The sequence below is a fragment of the [Clostridium] symbiosum genome, assembly GCA_036419695.1.
Taxonomy (GTDB): Bacteria; Bacillota; Clostridia; order Lachnospirales; family Lachnospiraceae; genus Otoolea; species Otoolea symbiosa_A.
In genome coordinates, this window is record CP143946.1 from 646,522 (window position 1) to 666,246 (window position 19,725).

The window sequence follows — 19,725 nt, forward strand, 5'->3', positions numbered from 1 at the left end:
AGATAAGCGGCGGCACGCTTCATACAGGAGGAACAAATGGACGTAAAAATGATGTTGGAACAGGTGAAGGCGGGCACACTGTCCACCCTCGAGGCGGAGGAAATGCTTAAAAACCTTCCATACGAAGATTTAGGTTATGCAAAGCTGGATCTGCACAGAAAGCTTCGTTCCGGATTTCCGGAGACCGTATTCTGCCAGGGAAAACCGGATCAGTACCTGGCGGAGATATTTGCTGCGCTGTACCGTGAAAACGGCGAGGTGATGGGAACAAGGGCCACAGCGGAGCAGTATGAACTGGTAAGGGAGAAAATCCCCGGAATTGTTTATGACCCGATATCCCGCATACTGAAGGTGGAACCGGAGGGCAAGGTGAGAAAGGGCTGTGTTGCCGTCTGTACGGGCGGAACGGCCGATATTCCCGTGGCGGAAGAGGCGGCCCAGACGGCGGAATTCTTTGGATGCCAAGTGGACAGAATTTATGACGTCGGCGTTGCTGGAATACACAGAATTCTTTCCAAACGGGAGCAGATTATAAAGGCGAACTGTGTCATTACCATTGCGGGCATGGAGGGCGCCCTGGGAACCGTGGTGGCCGGGCTGGTGGAGAATCCGGTGATCGCAGTTCCGACATCGGTCGGCTACGGGGCCAGCTTCCACGGACTGTCGGCATTACTTACCATGCTCAATTCCTGTGCCAACGGGATATCCACAGTGAATATTGACAATGGTTACGGCGCCGGATACCTTGCGGCGCAGATTAACAGACTGGCAGTGGGACACGGACACGAAAGCGGGATTTGACGAAGGAAGGATGGAGAAGAATGAGCGGAAATACAAACCAGAATAAAGAGGAAAAATGGCTGTACCTGGAATGCTATTCCGGTATCAGCGGGGATATGACAGTAGGGGCTCTTCTGGATCTTGGAGCCAGCAGAAACGTTCTTGAGGACACGCTTGCGAGTTTGGGCGTGGAGGGATATCATCTTCATTTTGGGAGAAAACTGAAATGCGGTATCGATGCCTATGACTTTGATGTGCATTTGGAGGATGAAGTGGATCATGGACATGGTGAAGATGGTCATGACCACGGGCATGATCACGGCGACGGCCATACCCATGACCACGGGCATGATCACGGCGACGGGCACACTCATGACCACGGGCACACTCATGATCACGACCATACTCATGATCACGGCCATGACCACGCTCACAGCCATCCACACATCCACAGAAATATCCACGATATTTTCTCAATCATCGATCGGATGAACGCCGGGGAGCCGGTCAGGGATCTGGCGAAAAAGATGTTCCAAATCGTAGCGGAAGCAGAGTCAAAGGCGCACGGACTGCCGATAGAAGAGGTGCACTTCCACGAGGTGGGAGCCGTCGATTCCATTGTGGATATCATCAGCGTGGCGGTATGTCTCCACGATCTGGGAATTACAAAAGTGGCGGTATCCTCCCTGGCAGAAGGAAAAGGCTATGTCCGCTGCCAGCACGGCGTGATGCCGGTTCCGGTTCCGGCCACTGCCAATATTGCCGCGGCACACGGACTGGAACTAAAACTGACGGACAACGACGGGGAGATGGTAACACCGACCGGCGCAGCGATTGCCGCCGCACTCCGCACGGAGGAGGAGCTGCCGGAGCACTATGTAATTGAAAAGATAGGCGTCGGAGCCGGAAATAAGGATTTTAAAAATGCGAATATTCTGAGGGCAATGCTGATCCGTCCCACGGAGGATAACAGGCGTAAACCAGAAAAAAACAGGCAGGGTACAGGAGAAAATCAGCAGAATACAGAGGAAAAACTCTGGATTCTGGAAACGAACATGGACGACTGTACGGGTGAGGCCCTGGGCTTTGTCATGGAATGTCTGATGGAGGAGGGGGCAAGGGATGTATGGTATACCCCGGCCTACATGAAAAAGAACCGTCCCGCCTATGTGCTCCGCATTCTCTGCACCGATGATAAGAGAGAGGCATTGGAGGCGGCCGTATTCGCCCATACGACAACGATAGGAATCCGCCGCTGGCCTGTGGAGCGTACGGTTCTGGAACGGGAAGTCAGACGCGTGGAAACACGTTACGGCGCAGCCGATGTCAAGGTCAGCCGTAACGCAGGCGTGGAGTATTTCTATCCCGAATATGAGAGTGTACGGAGAATCTGCCGCGAGCGGGGACTTGCTTTTACGGAAGTATATCACGCTTTGAAAGAGGATGCCCATGAGTGATACAAAACGGAACACGGACAGACTGAAACAGATGATAGACGAATATGCAAAAGCTCCTGTCTGCCTCGCTTTTTCCGGCGGGGTAGACAGCAGCCTTTTGCTGAAGCTGGCCTGTGAAAGCGGAAGAAAATACGGAAACCCCATCTATGCGGTGACCTTTAATACGATGCTCCATCCTGCCTGTGATCTGGATACGGCAAAAAGAGTGGCGGACGAAATGGGAGCGGAGCATATTGTGATTCAGGTGGATGAGCTTCAGATGGAGGGGATGAAAGACAACCCCCCGGAGCGGTGCTACCTTTGTAAAAAGCATCTTTTCTCAACGCTTCTCGATTTTGCCCGGGAAAAGAACATTGCCTGTATACTGGATGGCACGAATGAGGATGATATGCATGTATACCGTCCCGGCATCCGGGCGCTTAGAGAACTTGGAATCATCAGCCCCCTTGCCCTCTGCCACATCACTAAAAAAGAGGTCAAGGAGCTGGCCGCAGAACTTTCTATTTCGGTTGCATCACGGCCTTCTACCCCGTGTATGGCGACCCGCCTGCCCTACGGAGCAAAGTTAGACTATGAAATTCTCAGGAAAATAGAGGCCGGGGAAGAATATCTGCGCACCGTATTCCGGGGCAACGTCCGCCTGCGCCTGCACCGGGATACGGTCAGGCTGGAGCTGGATCCGGAGCAGATGACTGCGGCCATTGAAAAGCGGGACGAGGTCTGCAAAAAACTGAAGGAACTGGGATTTTGCTATATTACGCTGGATTTGGAAGGATTCCGTTCCGGGAGTATGGACCTGCCCATCCTGGAGCATGTTTGAAAATTTTGAAATCAACCAGAAACAATGAATGCCGTGATTGGCACAGTCCGGCTGCAGAGGAGAAGATGATATGACGATAAGACATTTACAGATATTTGTTGCGGTTGCGGACTGCGGGAAGATGAGGGCCGCGGCGGACAGGCTGCACATTTCACAGCCCTCCGTCAGCCAGGCGGTGCGGGAGCTGGAGTCATATTATAATGTGAAGCTTTTTGAGCGCCTGTCACAGCGAGTCTATATTACCGAAACGGGCCGGAAACTGCTTCCCTATGCCCGACATATCATTGACTCTTTTGAAAACATGGAGGGATTCTTAAATGATACCTCCGCAGGCAATATGATACGCGTAGGAGGCAGTGTATCCGTCGGAACCAGGCTGCTTCCGTCGCTGGTAAAGAGCCTGGAAGAAGCGGTTCCCGGTATCGATGTCCGCGTTGTCGTGGACAATACGGCGGCCATCGAGGGGATGATTCAAAGAAGTGAACTGGATATTGCCGTAGTAGAGGGAATTGTGAGAAGCGCGGAGCTGGTGAAGAAAGACGTCTGTGACGATGAACTGATGCTCGTCGTGGGACCGGAGCACGAGCTGTTTGACCATCCCGACATTACGCTGGGCGGACTGACCGGCCACGCCCTGATTTCCAGGGAAACGGGAAGCGTGGAGCGCAACCAGTTTGAACAGTTTCTGCTGGAACATGAAATCAGGATGAAAAATAAGTGGAGCTGCAGTAATACCGAGACGATCAAAAAGGCGGTGATGAACGGAGAGGGGATTGCCATCCTTTCCAGGCTGGTGATTGAAAAGGAGATAGCCCGCGGTGAGGTTCACGCCCTGAACGTAGAAAATATCCGGATGAAGAGAAAAATCAAACTGATTTACCACAAAAATAAATTTATCTCCCAATCCATGGAGCGGTTTATAGAAATCTGTGCATCGGTTCAGCCCTAGAGCAATTTTCAAACACGCTCTAGCGTGCTGACACGTTTACAATCAGTTTGATGGCGCCTTCTATTTAGAACACCGGTGCAAATTGCAAAAATAATTCCCGCTGTCTGTATGCCTCATTTTGCAACAGACGGCGGGAATTATTTTTTGAATACGCTTTCATGTTCGTATTTCCCTTGTTAATGGATTTAAAGTGCAAGGCCGGTGGCCAGGTACATAACGGTTCCTACGACGCCGCTGCCGAGGATTACGGAAATGGAACCGGCTTTCTTTTTCCGGAGGAGATACAGGCCTCCGATGAAAAGAAGACATTCAATCACATGGAAATTTTCAAGCCTTGCGCCCTGAAGCCCGGACTGGAAAAGTCCCAGTAACAGGATGGACAGTCCGGCCGACCCAATCAGTGCCACAACGGCCGGACGCAGTGCGCCGAGTACGGTCTGAACGCCTGAGAAGCTGCGGTATTTATAATAAAAATGTGCCAGTGTGAGACAGATGATAAATGACGGTATAATGCAGCCCAGCGTACAGAGAATTACGCCAAAAGGCCCTGAAAGTCTCATGCCGACGAAGGTCGATGAGTTGATGGAAATCGGACCGGGCGTCATTTCTGCGATTGTAATTAAGTCGGTAAATTCCTCCAGCGTCATTAAGCCGTGGATATTTACAATCTGGTTCTGAATCAGCGGGATTGCGGCATAGCCTCCGCCGACACTAAAAAGTCCTACCTGGATAAAACTTAAAAATAATTTAATCAGCAGCATATGCTTCCTCCCTCTTTCCTGACTGTTTTCTCATAGTGATTCCAAGATCCACAAGGCCGATACCCAGGCAGACTAAGATGACTACCATGGCGCTGACGCCCAGGAAAAATGTTGCGGTGAAAGAGACCGTCATCATCCCCACATACAGGAAACGTCTTGTCTTGCATACATTGGCCGCCAGATTCCAAACCACATCCATGATAACCGCAGCAACTCCGGCCCTCATGACCTGAAGGGCGATTGCAATGTAGGTATTGGTACGAAACTCCGTGTAAAACATGGAAATGACGGAGATGATTAACATCGGCGGTATAATGGTGCCGAGGATAGCCGTCAGCGAGCCGATAATGCCGCCCATTCTATATCCGATAATAACAGAAGCGTTGACCGGAAGGGGTCCCGGCGAGGACTGTGTGATTGCCGTGATATCTAACATCTCACTCTCATCCAGCCACTTAAGCTCCTCCACAAATTTCTTTTTCATTAATGACACAATGACGAAACCGCCGCCAAAGGTACATGCGCTTAAAACAAACATTGATTTAAACAGAATCCATAACGTCTTAACGTCTGCCTTCTTATTCATAATCGTTTCCTTCTCCTTTTTATTCCATTCCTTTTTGTGCTTGTCGAATTCGATAGTTGGATTATATTTCATAACAATTAATATGTAAAATACATAAAGATAATATAATTAATAAGTAAATACCTATTAATTTTAGATTCATAAGCAAACCTGGAACTTTGTTTAACAGAAGGCTTCTTATATGGAAGAAAGAGGAATGAAATGAAAGCAGGTACGATAATAAAAAATAAAAAGATTTTCAAGTTCCGAAAGAAAATAACTTAACTTTCAGTTTTGTGATATACTTTTATTATGCCATATGGCGGAAGGGGAAAGCATATGTTTACGGACAAAAGAAGTAAAAAGGTTGTTTTTATTGCGCACTGTTTACTAAACCAAAATTCAATATCAGACGGTACGGCCGTATATCCTGCAGCATTTAAGGAGGTTATCAGACTATTTCTGGACAGGGACATCGGAATTGTACAGCTTCCCTGTCCGGAACTCTGCTGTCTGGGACTCGACAGAGGCAATAAATCGGGAGCGGACAGCCCGGTTGTGGAGGAAAACACCAGGATCCGCAGGGAGATGCTGAAAACAGACATGCATAAAAAATTATTGGATTTAGTGGAACAGGTAATACGCCAGATTACGGAATATCACAGCCACGGTTTTGAGATAGTCGGTATCGTAGGGGCGAACCGTTCTCCGAACTGCGGTATTGAGACAACCTCTGACTTTAATCAGGAAATAAGCGGCAGGGGTGTGTTTATGGAGGAGCTGGGGGCGAGGCTTGAAAAAGAAAATATCCGTATTGCGATGATTGGAATTAAAGATACTGACCGGATTGAGGAGAAAATAGGGCAGTTACTGGGAGGAGCGGTTTAAACCGATGAGTGATAGTTTACAGCTATTTACGGTTGCCTGCTGAAATATGCAGGAGAATTTATAAATTGAGAGGTGAATACGTGAAGGAAATAACCGCCTGGCATGTCGTTACGGACAGGCCTGTTATAAAGGGGCAGCATATACTTTTTAATGAAACACACCACAGCGGTGTTTATCAAAGAGTATATGAAAAGCTGGATATCGTGCAGGATATCTACGCCCACCCGCAAAACTATAAAGCAGAAACTCTGGAACATCATACAAGAGTGGCGATGAGGGAATTGGCGCTGGAAAAAGTGCGGAAGCTGAAGTATCCCGAATTTCCATCCAGAATGAGCTGCCTGTATGTTTCGGACAGCCCGGAGGAGGCCGAAAAGTGGGCCGGGCTTTTTACCGCATGGGGTAGACCGACTTATTCGATTGTAAAGCTGAGGATCAGGGGAAATCTGTTCACCGGCGATGCAAATAATTGTTTTGATGCGGTGCCCGATGAAAATGAGAATCTGTCACTGGCGGAACGTTACTGGAAGAATCTTCCCAACTTGCAGGGAGAGCCGCCTATCAGGGAGATATTGGCCGACGGCGATATAGAAGTGATGGAGATTGTAAAAGAGATAAATGCAAATACATAAGGGACTGTATTTTTCAGGGCATATATCAAAAGAGCCACAGGATTGTACCTGCGGCTCTTTTGATATAAAATAAGTTTTATTTTCCTTATCATTCCGGGAGTTTCCGGATAAGATTGTCCTGTGTCTGGTTTACGCTACGAAAGCATACATCATAATATAATGGCAGAAGCTTCCACCCATAACAAAGAGATGGAAAATCTCATGGGAGCCGAAGTTCTTGTGCCTGGAATTAAAGATTGGAAGCTTCAGTGCATAGATGATGCCTCCCACGGTATAAATGATGCCTCCGGCCAGAAGCCAGCCGAAAGCGGCTCCGGGCAGAGCCAGGACAATCTGCTTGAAAGCCAGGACGCAGACCCAGCCCATGGCAATATAAATCAGTGAGGAAAACCACTTCGGGCAGTTGATCCAGAGCGCATTGATAATAATGCCGGCCAGGGCAATCCCCCAGACAAGCGCCAGCATGGAATATCCCGATTTATCACCCAGGACAATGAGGCATACCGGGGTATAAGTTCCGGCGATCAGTATAAAGATCATCATATGATCCAGTTTCCTCAGGCGTTTATTAACTTCCTCCGAAATGTCAAGTGTATGGTAGATGGTGCTGGCCGCGTACAGAAGGATCATACTGACGATAAAAATAAGCAGGGCCGCAAAATGGATATGATCCGGTTCGTGTGATGCCTTCAGCAGCAGCGGAACTGCCGCCGCGCCTGCTCCAACCATGGCGATAAAATGGGTCAGTGCACTGCCGGGGTCTTTGACTTTAATTTTCATAATATTACCTCCTTACAACCTGTAGAAATTTTATTATGGATCAATACCGAACATTACCGGAAAATTCCATAATAGAATATAAAAACATGTAAAATTTTTGTCTGAGTTTTCTGCGGTGTCGGCAATCCGGTAAATGCCGCAGAGACGAGGTTTTGATTAATCTGTTATATAGTTTTTAAAACTATGTCTTATATATATTTATACTATACTCTTTTTTGTAAAAATATTCAAGACAGAATTATTATTTTTTTCAGAACAGCAACAGAAAGCAGGATTAAAATGTGGAGCGGCGGGAATTATGGTGGTTTGGTAAAATCTGACGCCGGTCTGCCGGATGTCACTTGAAGAACGGGCCTCGTCATAGTAAAATGATAGATAGCAGCCGGAAATGGATTGGAAAATGGCTGCTGAAACGAGATTTACTGGAAAAGAATCTAGGAAACGAGTATCTAAGAAGCGAGAATCCGGGGAACAGAAAAGCGAATATAAGCATTGAAAAGAAAGTCAAATTATAAAATAAGGGCAGAGGACAAATAATGTTAAATATACTATTTGAAGATCGCGATATTATGGTGGTGGAAAAACCGGCAGGGCTGGAGTCCCAGACCAGCCGTGGATTTGAGCCGGATATGGTCAGTGAAATCAAAAATTATCTGAAGAGAGCGGAGTTATCCCATTTATCCACAAAGCCGTCCACAAAAGCATCCACACGGCCTGTGGAACCTTATGTGGGAGTTATCCACAGGCTGGACAAGCCTGTCGGCGGAGTCATGGTCTATGCAAAGAATCAGAAGGCCGCTGCCTCCCTTAGTAAGCAGATTCAGGACGGCCGGATGAAGAAAATATACAATGCGGTAATATGTGGAAAACTTGTGGATATTGTGGGTAACTATGTGGATTATCTGTTGAAAGACGGGAGGAACAATTATTCCAGAATTGTGGATAAGAATACGCCGGACAGTAAAAGGGCGGAACTGAAGTACCGCGTGATAGATGTGAAGGACACGGAAAATATGACTGGCGCCGCAGAATTCGGGATAGATATGATTTCTCTTGTGGAAGTAGAACTGCTGACCGGCAGGCATCACCAGATACGCGTGCAATTTTCCGGTCACGGAACTCCTCTCTGGGGCGACGGAAAATACAATCCGCAGTGGGGGGGAACCCTGCCGTCCGGCATTAACACGCAGACGGTTCCCGGTCCGCTTAGAGGCAGAGGAGAACGGGAACTGGCCCTTGCCGCCGTTAAGCTGTCCTTTGCCCACCCCTCCACCGGCAAAAGCATGGAATTTTCCATGAAACCGCGCGGAAAGGCATTTGAAAGGTTCGGTGAACGATGAAGAGGATCAGGAAACATATTTATTTCAGCGGAATGGTTCAGGGTGTGGGTTTCCGGTACCGCGCCATGCATGCCGCCCAGAGTCTCGGCCTGACGGGCTGGGTTAGAAATCTCTGGGATGAGCGGGTGGAAATGGAAGTGCAGGGAGATGAGGAATCCATCAACCGGATGATCAGACAGTTGGAAGAAGGCCATTTTATCCGTATCACAGGGATAGAAGCAGAGGAGAAAAACATCGATGAGAGGGAGAGCAGTTTCCGTGTGATCGGATATTAAAAATTTTGAATATTTTTAATTGTTTTGCTTATAATACTGTCTGTACAAAAGAAGTACAAATCATAAATGGGCGAGACCATGGGTAAGCTCCTTAAAGAAACTGAAGAGAAGCTTACAAAAGAGGATGCAGGAATGTCGGAGTATGGTGAGATACAGACGATATTCCTGCGTTTTTTATTTTTAATGATAGACTTGTGGCAAAAAACATAAAAGGTGGAAATTAAGATTCCGTCCGATGATCCGGGCATAAGAAGGACGGCCTGTGGTGATACTAATTTCATTCAGAAAATATTATGGAAAGCAGGTGGGACAGATGCCGGAATTCACGGAAAAGCAGCGGAAAGTATTATTGACAGCGGGAGTGACGGCCGCTGTCTATCTTTGTTTTAAATTCCTTTTACCGCTGTTTCTGCCATTCCTCGTTTCATACCTGATTGCCTTAATTCTACGGCCGTCCGCGGCTTTTCTGGAGCGGAAACTGCGGTTTCAGATTAAGGGAAAACCGTACGGCGTGCCAATTGGGGTGATTGGAGGAATCGAAATTATTCTGGTACTGTCTCTTCTCGGCGCAGGCTTTTTCTATGGGGGACGGCGCCTTTTTATGGAAGCAAACCAGTTAGTCAATGCCGTGCCGGGCTGGATTCAGAGCTTTGATGAGTGGCTGACCGGCATGTGTCATTCGGTGGAGGCGTTCTGCCGCCTGAAAGAGGGCGTCCTGGTAAAAATGATGCAGGATGTGCTCCTGGGCACAGCCAGAGCGTTTAAAACGGCCACAATGCCAAATCTGGTAGTCAACTCCGTTTCCGTTTTTGGATTTTTCATCAAAGTGGCAATCATAACGGTCATTCTTTTCATCGCATCCATCCTTTCCCTCCAGGAGATGGATGAACTGAGGGAGAGACGGTACAATTCCATTTTCAGGAGAGAATTTTCACTCCTGGGCAGGAGACTGGCCCTGACGGGAAATGCATGGCTTAAAACCCAGTTCGTGATTCTCTTTCTGACTACCTGTCTCTGCATACTGACCTTAATAGCAATCGGAAATCCTTACTATATCATCGCAGGAATCGGAATCGGGCTTTTGGACGCTCTGCCCATCTTCGGGACCGGAACGGTCCTGATACCCTGGGGGATTTTTCTTTTACTGCAGAAAAAATGGTATCAGGGCCTGATGCTCCTGGGTGTCTATCTGGTGTGCTACTTCCTGAGGGAATTTGTCGAGGCAAAGCTGATGGGAAAAAAGATGGGCCTGTCGCCGCTGGAAACGCTGATGTCAATGTACGTGGGCCTGCAGCTTTTTGGATTTCTGGGATTTATCCTCGGCCCCGTTGGATTGATGCTGATAGAAGATCTGGTGGAGGAATACGATAAAAACAGCAGAAAAAAATGCGGCCCGGGAAACAGCAGCGGAGGCAGCGGTATGGACAACGGTGGCGGCTGTACAGAAAACAGCGGAGACAGCTAAATATTGTCGAAATACGCTGAAATAACTGCAACAGATCCATTAATTGTGATAGAATAGCAGAATAAGATAACAAAAATAATATAAGGGAACAAAGCAAAAACAGGAATGAAACCAGATAATATTCATCAAGGTTATAAAACAGAAATAGGTAAAAAACAATAAAACGGAGGAACAGGGATGAAACTCTATTACCGGGAATGCGGAAAGGGACAGCCAATGATCCTGCTCCATGGAAATGGGGAGGACGGCACTTATTTTGAAAAACAAATCCGGTTTTTCTCAAAGAAATACCGGGTGATAGCCATAGACACGAGGGGGCACGGAAAATCCCCGAGAGGGACGGCGCCCTTTACATTGGAACAGTTTGCCGAAGATTTAAAGAACTTTCTCGATGAAAAAAAGCTGAAGCGGATTATTCTTCTCGGGTTCAGCGACGGAGGCAATATTGCCCTTACATTTGCCCTGCGGTATCCTGAATATGTAGACCGTCTTATTCTAAACGGAGCGAATCTGAATCCGTTTGGAGTAACTCCTTCCGTTCAGATTCCGATTGCAGCAGAGTATGGACTCTGCCGACTCCGCAGAATGGCGCCAAAGCTGTCGGGGGAAAAAATGACCGTGAAAAAGGCGGCCGGCTCAGCGAAGACGCCCAAAGAAAGAGAGCGGTACAAGGGATCCCTGGAGCAGAAGACAGAGCTTTTGGGCCTGATGGTCAAGGGCCCCTGGATTCATCCGACAGAGCTTAAAAAGCTCAAAATGCCGGTACTTATCATTGCTGGAACACAAGATATGATAAGAGACGGCCATACCCGGCAGATACACCGTGCCATACCCGGAAGCAGGCTGAAGCTGATCCGCGGAGACCATTTCATTGCATTGAAAAAAAGCGCCGAATTCAACCACGCCGTAGCCGCATTCCTTCACGCAACGGAAGGAAGCATGACGATGACGATGAAACGCCTTTGGGCGGACCGCCATCCGGGGCGGTTAGATCACGAGGACGGGGTGGATTTTTCAGTGCTTGTACCGCTTGTCAAAAAAGACGGGGAATATCATCTTTTATTCGAAGTCAGATCCGACGTGCTGAAGAGCCAGCCGGGAGAAGTCTGCTTCCCAGGCGGCGCAGTGGAGCGGGGAGAGACGAGAAAAGAGGCCGCCATCCGTGAAACAATGGAAGAACTGGGCATTTACGAAAACCAGATTGATATGATAGCCCCGCTGGACATACTCATCACCCCCGCCAACATGGGAGTATATCCATTCCTGGCGGAACTTAAGGGATACCGCGGAACATTCTCAGCCGCTGAAGTAGACCATATATTCACGGTCCCTCTGAAATGGTTCCTGGCCCATGAGCCGGAATGCTATTCCACAGAGGTGCAGACAATACCGGGAAAAGACTTTCCATTTGAGTTAATCCCGAACGGAGAAGAATACCATTGGCGTAAAGGAAAATATAAGGTAATGTTCTATCAGTACGGGAATCAGGTAATATGGGGAATGACGGCCAAGATACTTCATTCCTTTATCCAGAGATGTAAAGAGGAAATGGGCATGAAAAAATAGTGGTCACGGCAATTCCCATTCTACACGAAAAAGAGGAAAAAGCGGCCGGCGGCCAGGCAGATGAGATGACCGAAGACTCACAACCTTCCTCCCCATCCCATCCAGCCTTCGCCACCCGCCCCTCATTTTTCACATCCCCTTCACCAGCACCTGCAGTTCCGTCAGATACTCCTCATGCCGTTTCGTATCGTTCATATCAATATGATACAGTTCCAGCGGCGCTCCGCAGCTCTCGCAGCCGGCGTCCCGGATACGTTCCATCAATTCTGCAAACACTTCGGATATCCTCTGTTCATACATCCCCCAGTAAAACAGCGACGCATAGTGCCCCTCCGGTATCACGGAGCTGTGATTGTCCCAGTCGCTGATGAAGAACACGGAACGGAAATGGTTATAAATTCCCTGTTCTATGCTGGCCGGATCCATCTCCGCGCCGAATCCCTTGATTCCTATAATATGGATATTGTCTTCATATCGGTTTTCCAGTTTTTTCAGGACAAAATCCACATCGTTTTCCAGAATGATGTCTTCCGTAAGCTGGAAACATGGCCTGGCATCGAAATGACGGATGGTGAATTTACGGTCCTCGGTCAGCCGATCCTCCAGCAGCTCTTTTTTACGCGTCTCAATATCCTTATATTTTTCCTTCAGCCTTGCAATCTGAGTCAGAATCAGGGCCTCCTCCTCTTCCAGAAGGCTCAGCGTGGACTCGATATCCCGGTTATTAATATATTCCCGTATCCGTTCCAGCGGGATATCCAGTTCTCTCAGGGAACGGATGATATTCAGCTTTCCGATATCCTGTACGCCGAAGATGCGGTATCCGTTTTGCCCCCGTTTGGGGGAGAGCAGCCCCTGTTCCTCATAATATCGCAGCGTGTCGCTGCAAAGTCCATATAGTCTTGAAATTTCTTTGATTTTATATGAATTGTTCAACTTTTCATTCCTCCCTTGACCTTCGTATTATACGAAGGTTTATAATAGAAGTCAAGAAGAGGAGGTTTTATCATGTTACTTAAAAAATTCTGCCGGTTTGTTATTCCCTCCATTATCTCGATGTGGATCTTTGCGCTCTACACGATGGTAGATGGAATCTTCGTTGCAAGAGGAGTGGGGGAGTATGCCCTGGCAGCGGTTAACCTGTCCATGCCATATACGATTTTTATCTTTTCACTGGGACTGATGATGGCAACGGGAACATCGACACTGATTGCAATCTTTATGGGAGAAGGGAAAGAGGAGGAAGCGCGCAATACATTTAACCAGAACCTGGTTATTCTTATAGCGGCAGGACTCAGTGTTTCCCTCCTGACCTGGTTTAATCTTGAGAGAATCGCTTACTTTCTGGGAGCGGCTCCGGAGACGATTGAATATGTGAAGGGATACCTGGGCTGGATCTCGATATTCGCGGTATTCTTTATTGTTTCCTATAACATGGAGATTTTCGTGAAAACGGACGGCTGCCCGCCGCTTCAGATGGCCGGGGTAATGACGAGTGCGGTTACCAATATTGTACTGGATTATTTCTTTGTTATGAAGTTACACATGGGCGTGGAGGGAGCCGCCATTGCTACGGGTATAGCGCAGGTGGTTTCCACAACGCTGTTCCTTTTGTATTTCCGTTTCCGTTCCAAACGGCTGTATTTCTGTAAGTTCAAGTGGAATCTGAAGCTTTACCGGAGAATTATTCCGCTGGGTCTTTCTGACAGTATCACCGAGATGTCGGGCGGCCTTGTGATTTTCCTGTTTAACCATATGATTCTGAGTGTGATTGGAAACAAGGGAATCGTCAGCTACACCGTTATTTCCTATATGAATACGCTGGCTCTCAACAGTATGGCGGGAATCAGCCAGGGAGCGCAGCCGCTTGTCAGTTTCCAATATGGAGCCGGGGAGCAGAAGAAGTACCGGCAGCTGTTCCGGTATTCCGTCATATCGGCCTGTATTTCGGCTGTGGTGTTCCTGTTTATAGCAGAGGGGATGCCTCAGGCAGTGGTGGGACTGTTCCTGGGAAATGCCGATCAGGAGCTGTCGGCCTACACGGCGGACGCGCTCCGCATGTATGGTCTTTCCTTCGCCATCGTCGGATTTAACGTGGTGACGGCCGGTTTCTTTACGGCGATTGAGCGGCCAATTTACTCCGTGGTGATTTCCTCCGCCAGAAGTTTTATTCTCTTGTCGGCCTGCCTCGTTGTTATGACGGCTCTGATTGGGGAGAACGGAATCTGGCTGTCCACCGTAGTATCGGAAACACTGTGCCTCTGCATCACCCTGTTTTTCTTCTGGCGTTACAAAAAAGCAGGCAGTTTTAGCGGAAGCAGGGTGAAAAACAGTGTGGCTCCGGTATCGGAGAATACCCTGTAGATTACCGGGGGCTGACTCATTCCCGGACAATAAAAAAGCCCCGTATGGAACGGCAAAACGCACGGACCATATGGGGCTTTACTAAATATACGCGCCGGAACGTGTTTTCCCAAAACGCGCCTGTCATTCCAATTGTCACAGCGGGAAGATGTCGAGCCTCATAATCTTTCCATCTTCATCTATCTCGGTGATATAGGCGGTTACCGGGACAACCCGGTCGCCGTATTCAATGAAATAGCACACGTTGTCGTCTGCCTTGTGTACCGTGTTGGTGATTGGGAACGGGCCTCCGTTGAAACCGAATCTGTGATGGAACATCATTTCAATGGCCATCTTTCCCTCCAGATGCATGATATCCTTGTTGAGTTTCAGAAACGATGTATCGTGTAAGATTCCCTTTTCATTAAATAAATCGGCCAGGCCGATATTGTCGCCTTTTTTCATGCACTCCATGTATTGTTCTAAAATGCGCATAGCTTTTGCTCCCTTCTGATTATAATCAATATAAAATACGGCTGAAGTCCGTCCTGTTTTTTTATTGAAACCGTTCGTTAGTATAAAAAAAGTATGAGCCTTCGGTTTCTAGAAACGCTCGGAACGGAGCAGGGCGTCGATTCCGCCGTCTACAAACAGGATAACGCCGTTGATGCCGCTGGCCAGAGGTGATGCCAGGAAAACGATGGCATTGGCGATCTCGGAAGCGTCCAGGAATTCCTTGCGGCCGTATCTGGTGGGGATGGGAATCAGCAGGGCTGCGTCCATTTGTTTCTCCGTCATGCCTTTTGTCATCGGTGTGGTAGTGTTGCCGGGAGCTACCGCGTTGATGCGCAGTCCGTCTGCAGCCCAGGAAGAAGATACACGGCGCACCCAGCGGGCCAGGGCGTGTTTGGATGAGCTGTAGCAGGACGGTGTTTTGTCCGGCGGGATATGGCCGGCAAATTCCATGGTGGCGCTCTCATCGGCCACATTGGAGAGCATGTCGACCCAGTCTCTTTTTACGGTTGCGTTCGTAATGGAGTTGGACGAGGTTACAACGCAGTTGCCGCCCTTTTTCTTCAGCAGGGGGCGCAGGCCGTCGGCAATGGCAATTGCCGCAAAGAAATTCAGTGCAAAAATTTTCTTGGGCGGAGCGGTAGGTCCGACACCGGCGTTGCAGATAACGCCGTCGATGCCGTCCGGATATTTTAAAAATACGGCCTTAATGGCTCCCTTTCTTCCCTCATCTGTGGAGAGATCCGCAGTATAATCTCCTCCGTTAAAGTCAATGTTAAATACTTCGTGGCCTTCGTCCTCCAGTTTCTTGCGGGCTTCGGCTCCTATTCCGGTAGTTCCTCCGGTAATTACATAGATACTCATTCTCCTCACCTCATTTTCTAAAATCCAAACGGCCGACGTACGGTTTCGATGCGCTGTCGATTGGTGTGCCCCCAATTATAGTAAGCTCAAAAGTATTTGTCAAACTATTTTGTTTTTATTGTGAAGAACGTAACAATTGCAAATAGAACTGTTAAAGTTATAACGCTTGTTAAAAAAATAATATGAATAATCAGATAATTGCCCAGACCCTTTATTTTAAAGCATTTTACTGCACCCGGAGAGGAAAAGGCAGGAAGGGCAAAACAGGGCGCCTCCCATCGGAGAGTGTGGGAAAACGGGGTGAAAAAAACATTTTTTTGACAATATATTTTATATTGTTTTCAGAATGCCGTGCCTGAGCGGAAGCGCTGTCCATAAACAGCAATGCGGACAATAACCTGTTATGATTCCTGCCCTTCGGGACTTGACAAAGAACGTATTCTGGCGTAAAATCAAGTTTACCGAAAAATTATAGAAAACACAATTTGATAGAGTCAAAAAGCGTTGAAGGGGACTATTAAATCTTTAAACACATCCAGAGAGGAAACCGGCGGTGAGAGGTTTTCGTGTCAAGGAAGGTTGAACCTGCCCCGGAGCCATGCATGAAAGTGTATCGTAGATCCGGCGTTAACGGATAAAAAGTGAACCGCGTACCGATGTCTCAGACCAGATGCCGAAACCGGTTAAATTGGGTGGTACCGCCGAAGAATGTTAAGCCATTCGGTCCCTTCGATCATTTCGATGACGAAGAGATCGCGTGGCTTTTTTAATTCATAGGAAATTATGTCTTATGAATCAAAAAACGCTCCGCGAGGATGCACATGCCGTGCAGAGGTAAATAGTTGCTGAAGCAACCGCGCGGCAGCACAAGAATCCTGCCCGCGGGATTCTTTGCTCTATCAGGCATAAGAGTTCTACAAGCGGAACTCAGCATTATTTGACAGGAAAGAAAAAATAAAAGAGGAGAGTCATTATGGCAAAGGACAAAAAATTAGTTGAAGCCATCACGTCCATGGATGTGGATTTCGCACAGTGGTATACGGATGTGGTGAAGAAAGCAGAATTGATCGATTACTCCAGCGTAAAGGGCTGTATGGTAATTAAACCGGCCGGATACGCTATCTGGGAGAACATCCAGAGGGAACTGGACCGGAGATTTAAGGAGACGGGTGTACAGAACGTATACATGCCGATGTTTATCCCGGAGAGCCTGCTTCAGAAAGAGAAGGATCACGTGGAGGGATTTGCGCCGGAGGTTGCCTGGGTGACCATGGGAGGCCTTGAGCCGCTTCCTGAAAAAATGTGTGTAAGACCGACGTCCGAGACCTTGTTCTGTGATTTCTATGCAAGGGATATCCAGTCCTACCGCGACCTTCCGAAGTTATACAACCAGTGGTGTTCGGTTGTACGCTGGGAAAAGACAACCAGACCGTTCCTGCGTTCCAGGGAATTCTTATGGCAGGAGGGGCATACGGCACATGCTACGGCAGAGCAGGCAGAAGAGAGAACAGAGATGATGTTAAATCTCTACGCCGATTTCTGTGAGGAAGTGCTGGCAATGCCAGTTGTACGCGGTAGAAAGACAGATAAAGAGAAGTTCGCCGGTGCCGAGGCCACCTATACGATTGAAGCGCTGATGCATGACGGAAAAGCCCTGCAGTCGGGAACCAGCCACAATTTCGGGGACGGATTTGCAAAGGCGTTTGAGATTCAGTATCTTGATAAAGATAACCAGTTAAAATATGTCCATCAGACATCATGGGGCATGACAACACGCCTGATTGGTGCTATTATTATGGTACATGGTGATGACAACGGACTGGTGCTTCCTCCGAGAATTGCTCCTGTTCAGGTTATGATTGTCCCGATTCAGCAGAATAAGGAAGGCGTTCTCGACAAGGCATTCGAGATTAAGGAAGTGCTTTCCGGCTTCAGCGCGAAAGTGGACGATTCCGACAAATCACCGGGATGGAAATTCAGCGAATCAGAGATGCGCGGAATTCCGGTACGCGTGGAGATTGGACCGAGGGATCTGGCGGAAAACCAGGCGGTGCTGGTACGCCGTGACACACATGAGAAAATGACTGTTTCACTGGATGAGATAAACGAAAAGGTGGCTGAACTCCTTGAGACAATCCAGCATGATATGTTCGAGAGAGCGAAAGCACACCGCGACGCACATACGTATCAGGCTGTGAACATGGAGGAGATGAAGGATCTGGCCGATAATAAACCGGGCTTTATCAAAGCGATGTGGTGCGGCTGCCAGGAGTGCGAGGATCAGCTTAAAGAGAGCGTGGGCGTTACGTCACGCTGTATGCCTTTTGAACAGGAAACATTATCTGATAAATGTGTATGCTGCGGAAAACCTGCAACAAAGATGGTATACTGGGGAAAAGCATACTAATTCATGAGATCAAGAGTTCCGCGCGCGGGACTCTTGATTGATATTCAGGACAGGAAAGGAGCTGGCGGAGTGCAGATAACAATACCAAAGCAGGTGGAATGGATCCTTGCGGAGCTGAGAGAGCACGGCTATGAGGCATTTGCCGTGGGCGGCTGCGTCAGGGATGCGCTTCTTCACCGTGAACCGGGAGACTGGGACATCACTACGTCGGCCAGGCCGGATCAGGTAAAACAGGTTTTTGGTAAAACCATCGATACCGGCCTTCAGCATGGAACCGTGACGGTCATGCGGGAGCATGTCGGATATGAGATTACCACATACCGGATAGACGGGGAATACGAGGATGGAAGGCATCCGAAGGAGGTGGCGTTCACCTCGGATTTAAAGGAAGATCTGAGACGCCGCGATTTCACCATCAATGCCATGGCCTACAGCGGCGAGACCGGGATTGTGGACATTTTCAGCGGAATCCGGGATTTGGAAAAAGGAATCGTGCGCTGCGTCGGCGACCCGATGGAGCGGTTTACGGAAGATGCACTGCGGATCCTCCGCGCCATCCGGTTTTCCGCCCAGCTGGGGTTTGAGATAGAGGACAATACGTACCGGGCGCTGTCGGTGATTGCCCCGAACCTTGCCCATGTGAGCAAGGAAAGAATCCAGGTGGAGCTTACAAAGACACTTCTGTCGGAACATCCGGAACGCATTTATCTGGTGGAGGAGACGGGGATGAGCCCCTATGTGTCCGATACCTTTGGCGCCGTTTTTGAGGGGATCAGGAAGGAGAAGGGAATCTCCGCCTGCTTGAGGGCGTCGCGCCTGCCTGCCCGAAAAGCGCTCCGTTGGGCGGCCTTTCTGGCATATGCGGGGGAGGAAAACACGGTCCGGATTCTCAAAGAGCTGAAGATGGACAATGACACGATAAACAGGGCGGAAACCCTGGTAAAGTGGTTTGAAGCGGAGATTTCTAAAGAGGAGGCAAAGCTCCGGGCCGTCATGAGCAGCATGGAAGACGATCTTTTTGACGATCTTCTTCTGCTGAGGGAATTTCTGCTTCCGGAGGAGAAGGCGGTGACAGCGAAACTCAGGGAAACGGCCGGAATAATCCGCGGCCGCGGTGACTGTATCCGTATGAAAGATATGGCGGTGAGCGGAAAAGATCTGATTGCGGCGGGGATAAAACCGGGACCGGAGATGGGCGGTATCCTGAACGGCCTGTTCACACATGTGCTTAAGCATCCCGAGGACAATGAAAAGGGATATCTGCTTCATATGGCAGGGACGCTCAGATGACAACTGCAAAGGCGGAACGTAACAGGAAGG

Annotated in this window: 20 protein-coding genes; 14 read left to right on the forward strand and 6 right to left on the reverse strand. The window is 48.6% G+C overall.

Features of this window, described 5'->3' with window-relative positions; all coding sequences use genetic code 11:
* Nucleotides 1-36: 36 nt before the first annotated feature.
* From larB to V3C10_03020, 4 genes are all read left to right on the forward strand, one after another.
* A complete protein-coding gene (gene larB, locus V3C10_03005; GenBank protein ID WVP62806.1) occupies nucleotides 37-801 on the forward strand; it encodes a nickel pincer cofactor biosynthesis protein LarB in 765 nt (254 codons plus the stop codon).
* Between the two features lie 20 nt (nucleotides 802-821).
* Nucleotides 822-2,237: a nickel pincer cofactor biosynthesis protein LarC gene (gene larC / locus V3C10_03010; GenBank protein WVP62807.1), complete on the forward strand. Its 1,416-nt coding sequence runs from the start codon at nucleotides 822-824 to the stop codon at nucleotides 2,235-2,237.
* Nucleotides 2,224-3,057 (forward strand): ATP-dependent sacrificial sulfur transferase LarE, encoded by an 834-nt coding sequence (larE, locus tag V3C10_03015; protein ID WVP62808.1) that lies wholly within the window; start codon nucleotides 2,224-2,226, stop codon nucleotides 3,055-3,057. Before larC ends, larE begins: the two co-directional genes overlap by 14 nt.
* A gap of 70 nt (nucleotides 3,058-3,127) precedes the next feature.
* The gene (locus V3C10_03020; GenBank protein ID WVP62809.1) at nucleotides 3,128-4,006 is read left to right on the forward strand and encodes a LysR family transcriptional regulator; all 879 of its coding nucleotides are present in this window, start codon (nucleotides 3,128-3,130) and stop codon (nucleotides 4,004-4,006) included.
* Nucleotides 4,007-4,191: 185 nt separating this feature from the next.
* Here the strand turns inward: V3C10_03020 and V3C10_03025 are convergent, their stop codons facing one another.
* Together V3C10_03025 and V3C10_03030 are read right to left on the reverse strand one after the other, a co-directional pair.
* A complete protein-coding gene (locus tag V3C10_03025) occupies nucleotides 4,192-4,767 on the reverse strand; it encodes a chromate transporter (GenBank protein ID WVP62810.1) in 576 nt (191 codons plus the stop codon).
* Entirely contained in the window at nucleotides 4,754-5,353 is a 600-nt protein-coding gene (locus V3C10_03030; protein WVP62811.1) for a chromate transporter, read from the reverse strand. Before V3C10_03030 ends, V3C10_03025 begins: the two co-directional genes overlap by 14 nt.
* A 318-nt stretch (nucleotides 5,354-5,671) precedes the next feature.
* Between V3C10_03030 and V3C10_03035 the strand changes: the two genes are divergently transcribed.
* Complete coding sequence (locus V3C10_03035; protein WVP62812.1) at nucleotides 5,672-6,220, forward strand: CD3072 family TudS-related putative desulfidase; 549 nt, start codon at nucleotides 5,672-5,674, stop codon at nucleotides 6,218-6,220.
* 65 nt (nucleotides 6,221-6,285) lie between these two features.
* Nucleotides 6,286-6,852, forward strand: a complete 567-nt coding sequence (locus V3C10_03040; protein ID WVP62813.1) for a DUF2441 domain-containing protein — start codon at nucleotides 6,286-6,288, stop codon at nucleotides 6,850-6,852.
* A gap of 129 nt (nucleotides 6,853-6,981) precedes the next feature.
* On the opposite strand, the gene V3C10_03045 is transcribed toward V3C10_03040, so the two are convergent.
* On the reverse strand, nucleotides 6,982-7,632 hold the full coding sequence (locus V3C10_03045) for a hemolysin III family protein (GenBank protein ID WVP62814.1): 651 nt from the start codon (nucleotides 7,630-7,632) through the stop codon (nucleotides 6,982-6,984).
* Between the two features lie 536 nt (nucleotides 7,633-8,168).
* Here V3C10_03045 and V3C10_03050 point away from each other — a divergent pair.
* From V3C10_03050 to V3C10_03070, 5 genes are all read left to right on the forward strand, one after another.
* Nucleotides 8,169-8,972, forward strand: coding sequence for an RluA family pseudouridine synthase (locus tag V3C10_03050; GenBank protein ID WVP62815.1), 804 nt, complete (start codon nucleotides 8,169-8,171; stop codon nucleotides 8,970-8,972).
* Nucleotides 8,969-9,247, forward strand: coding sequence for an acylphosphatase (locus tag V3C10_03055; GenBank protein ID WVP62816.1), 279 nt, complete (start codon nucleotides 8,969-8,971; stop codon nucleotides 9,245-9,247). Before V3C10_03050 ends, V3C10_03055 begins: the two co-directional genes overlap by 4 nt.
* Before the next feature lie 66 nt (nucleotides 9,248-9,313).
* Nucleotides 9,314-9,457 carry a hypothetical protein gene (locus tag V3C10_03060; GenBank protein ID WVP62817.1) on the forward strand — a complete coding sequence of 48 codons (144 nt, stop codon included), beginning with the start codon at nucleotides 9,314-9,316 and terminating at the stop codon, nucleotides 9,455-9,457.
* Nucleotides 9,458-9,560: 103 nt separating this feature from the next.
* A complete protein-coding gene (locus V3C10_03065; GenBank protein ID WVP64565.1) occupies nucleotides 9,561-10,712 on the forward strand; it encodes an AI-2E family transporter in 1,152 nt (383 codons plus the stop codon).
* A gap of 177 nt (nucleotides 10,713-10,889) precedes the next feature.
* Nucleotides 10,890-12,278, forward strand: a complete 1,389-nt coding sequence (locus tag V3C10_03070; GenBank protein WVP62818.1) for an alpha/beta fold hydrolase — start codon at nucleotides 10,890-10,892, stop codon at nucleotides 12,276-12,278.
* Nucleotides 12,279-12,407: 129 nt separating this feature from the next.
* Here the strand turns inward: V3C10_03070 and V3C10_03075 are convergent, their stop codons facing one another.
* A complete protein-coding gene (locus V3C10_03075; protein WVP62819.1) occupies nucleotides 12,408-13,214 on the reverse strand; it encodes a MerR family transcriptional regulator in 807 nt (268 codons plus the stop codon).
* Between the two features lie 72 nt (nucleotides 13,215-13,286).
* Here V3C10_03075 and V3C10_03080 point away from each other — a divergent pair, with 72 nt between their 5' ends.
* Entirely contained in the window at nucleotides 13,287-14,642 is a 1,356-nt protein-coding gene (locus V3C10_03080) for an MATE family efflux transporter (protein WVP62820.1), read from the forward strand.
* 135 nt (nucleotides 14,643-14,777) lie between these two features.
* On the opposite strand, the gene V3C10_03085 is transcribed toward V3C10_03080, so the two are convergent.
* Together V3C10_03085 and V3C10_03090 are read right to left on the reverse strand one after the other, a co-directional pair.
* Nucleotides 14,778-15,116 (reverse strand): hypothetical protein, encoded by a 339-nt coding sequence (locus tag V3C10_03085; GenBank protein ID WVP62821.1) that lies wholly within the window; start codon nucleotides 15,114-15,116, stop codon nucleotides 14,778-14,780.
* Nucleotides 15,117-15,224: 108 nt separating this feature from the next.
* Nucleotides 15,225-15,998 carry an SDR family oxidoreductase gene (locus V3C10_03090; GenBank protein WVP62822.1) on the reverse strand — a complete coding sequence of 258 codons (774 nt, stop codon included), beginning with the start codon at nucleotides 15,996-15,998 and terminating at the stop codon, nucleotides 15,225-15,227.
* A 973-nt stretch (nucleotides 15,999-16,971) separates the two neighbouring features.
* Between V3C10_03090 and proS the strand changes: the two genes are divergently transcribed.
* Both proS and V3C10_03100 read left to right on the forward strand, forming a co-directional pair.
* The gene (gene proS, locus V3C10_03095; protein ID WVP62823.1) at nucleotides 16,972-18,405 is read left to right on the forward strand and encodes a proline--tRNA ligase; all 1,434 of its coding nucleotides are present in this window, start codon (nucleotides 16,972-16,974) and stop codon (nucleotides 18,403-18,405) included.
* A 69-nt stretch (nucleotides 18,406-18,474) separates the two neighbouring features.
* Nucleotides 18,475-19,695 (forward strand): CCA tRNA nucleotidyltransferase, encoded by a 1,221-nt coding sequence (locus V3C10_03100; protein ID WVP62824.1) that lies wholly within the window; start codon nucleotides 18,475-18,477, stop codon nucleotides 19,693-19,695.
* The last annotated feature ends 30 nt before the right edge of the window (nucleotides 19,696-19,725 follow it).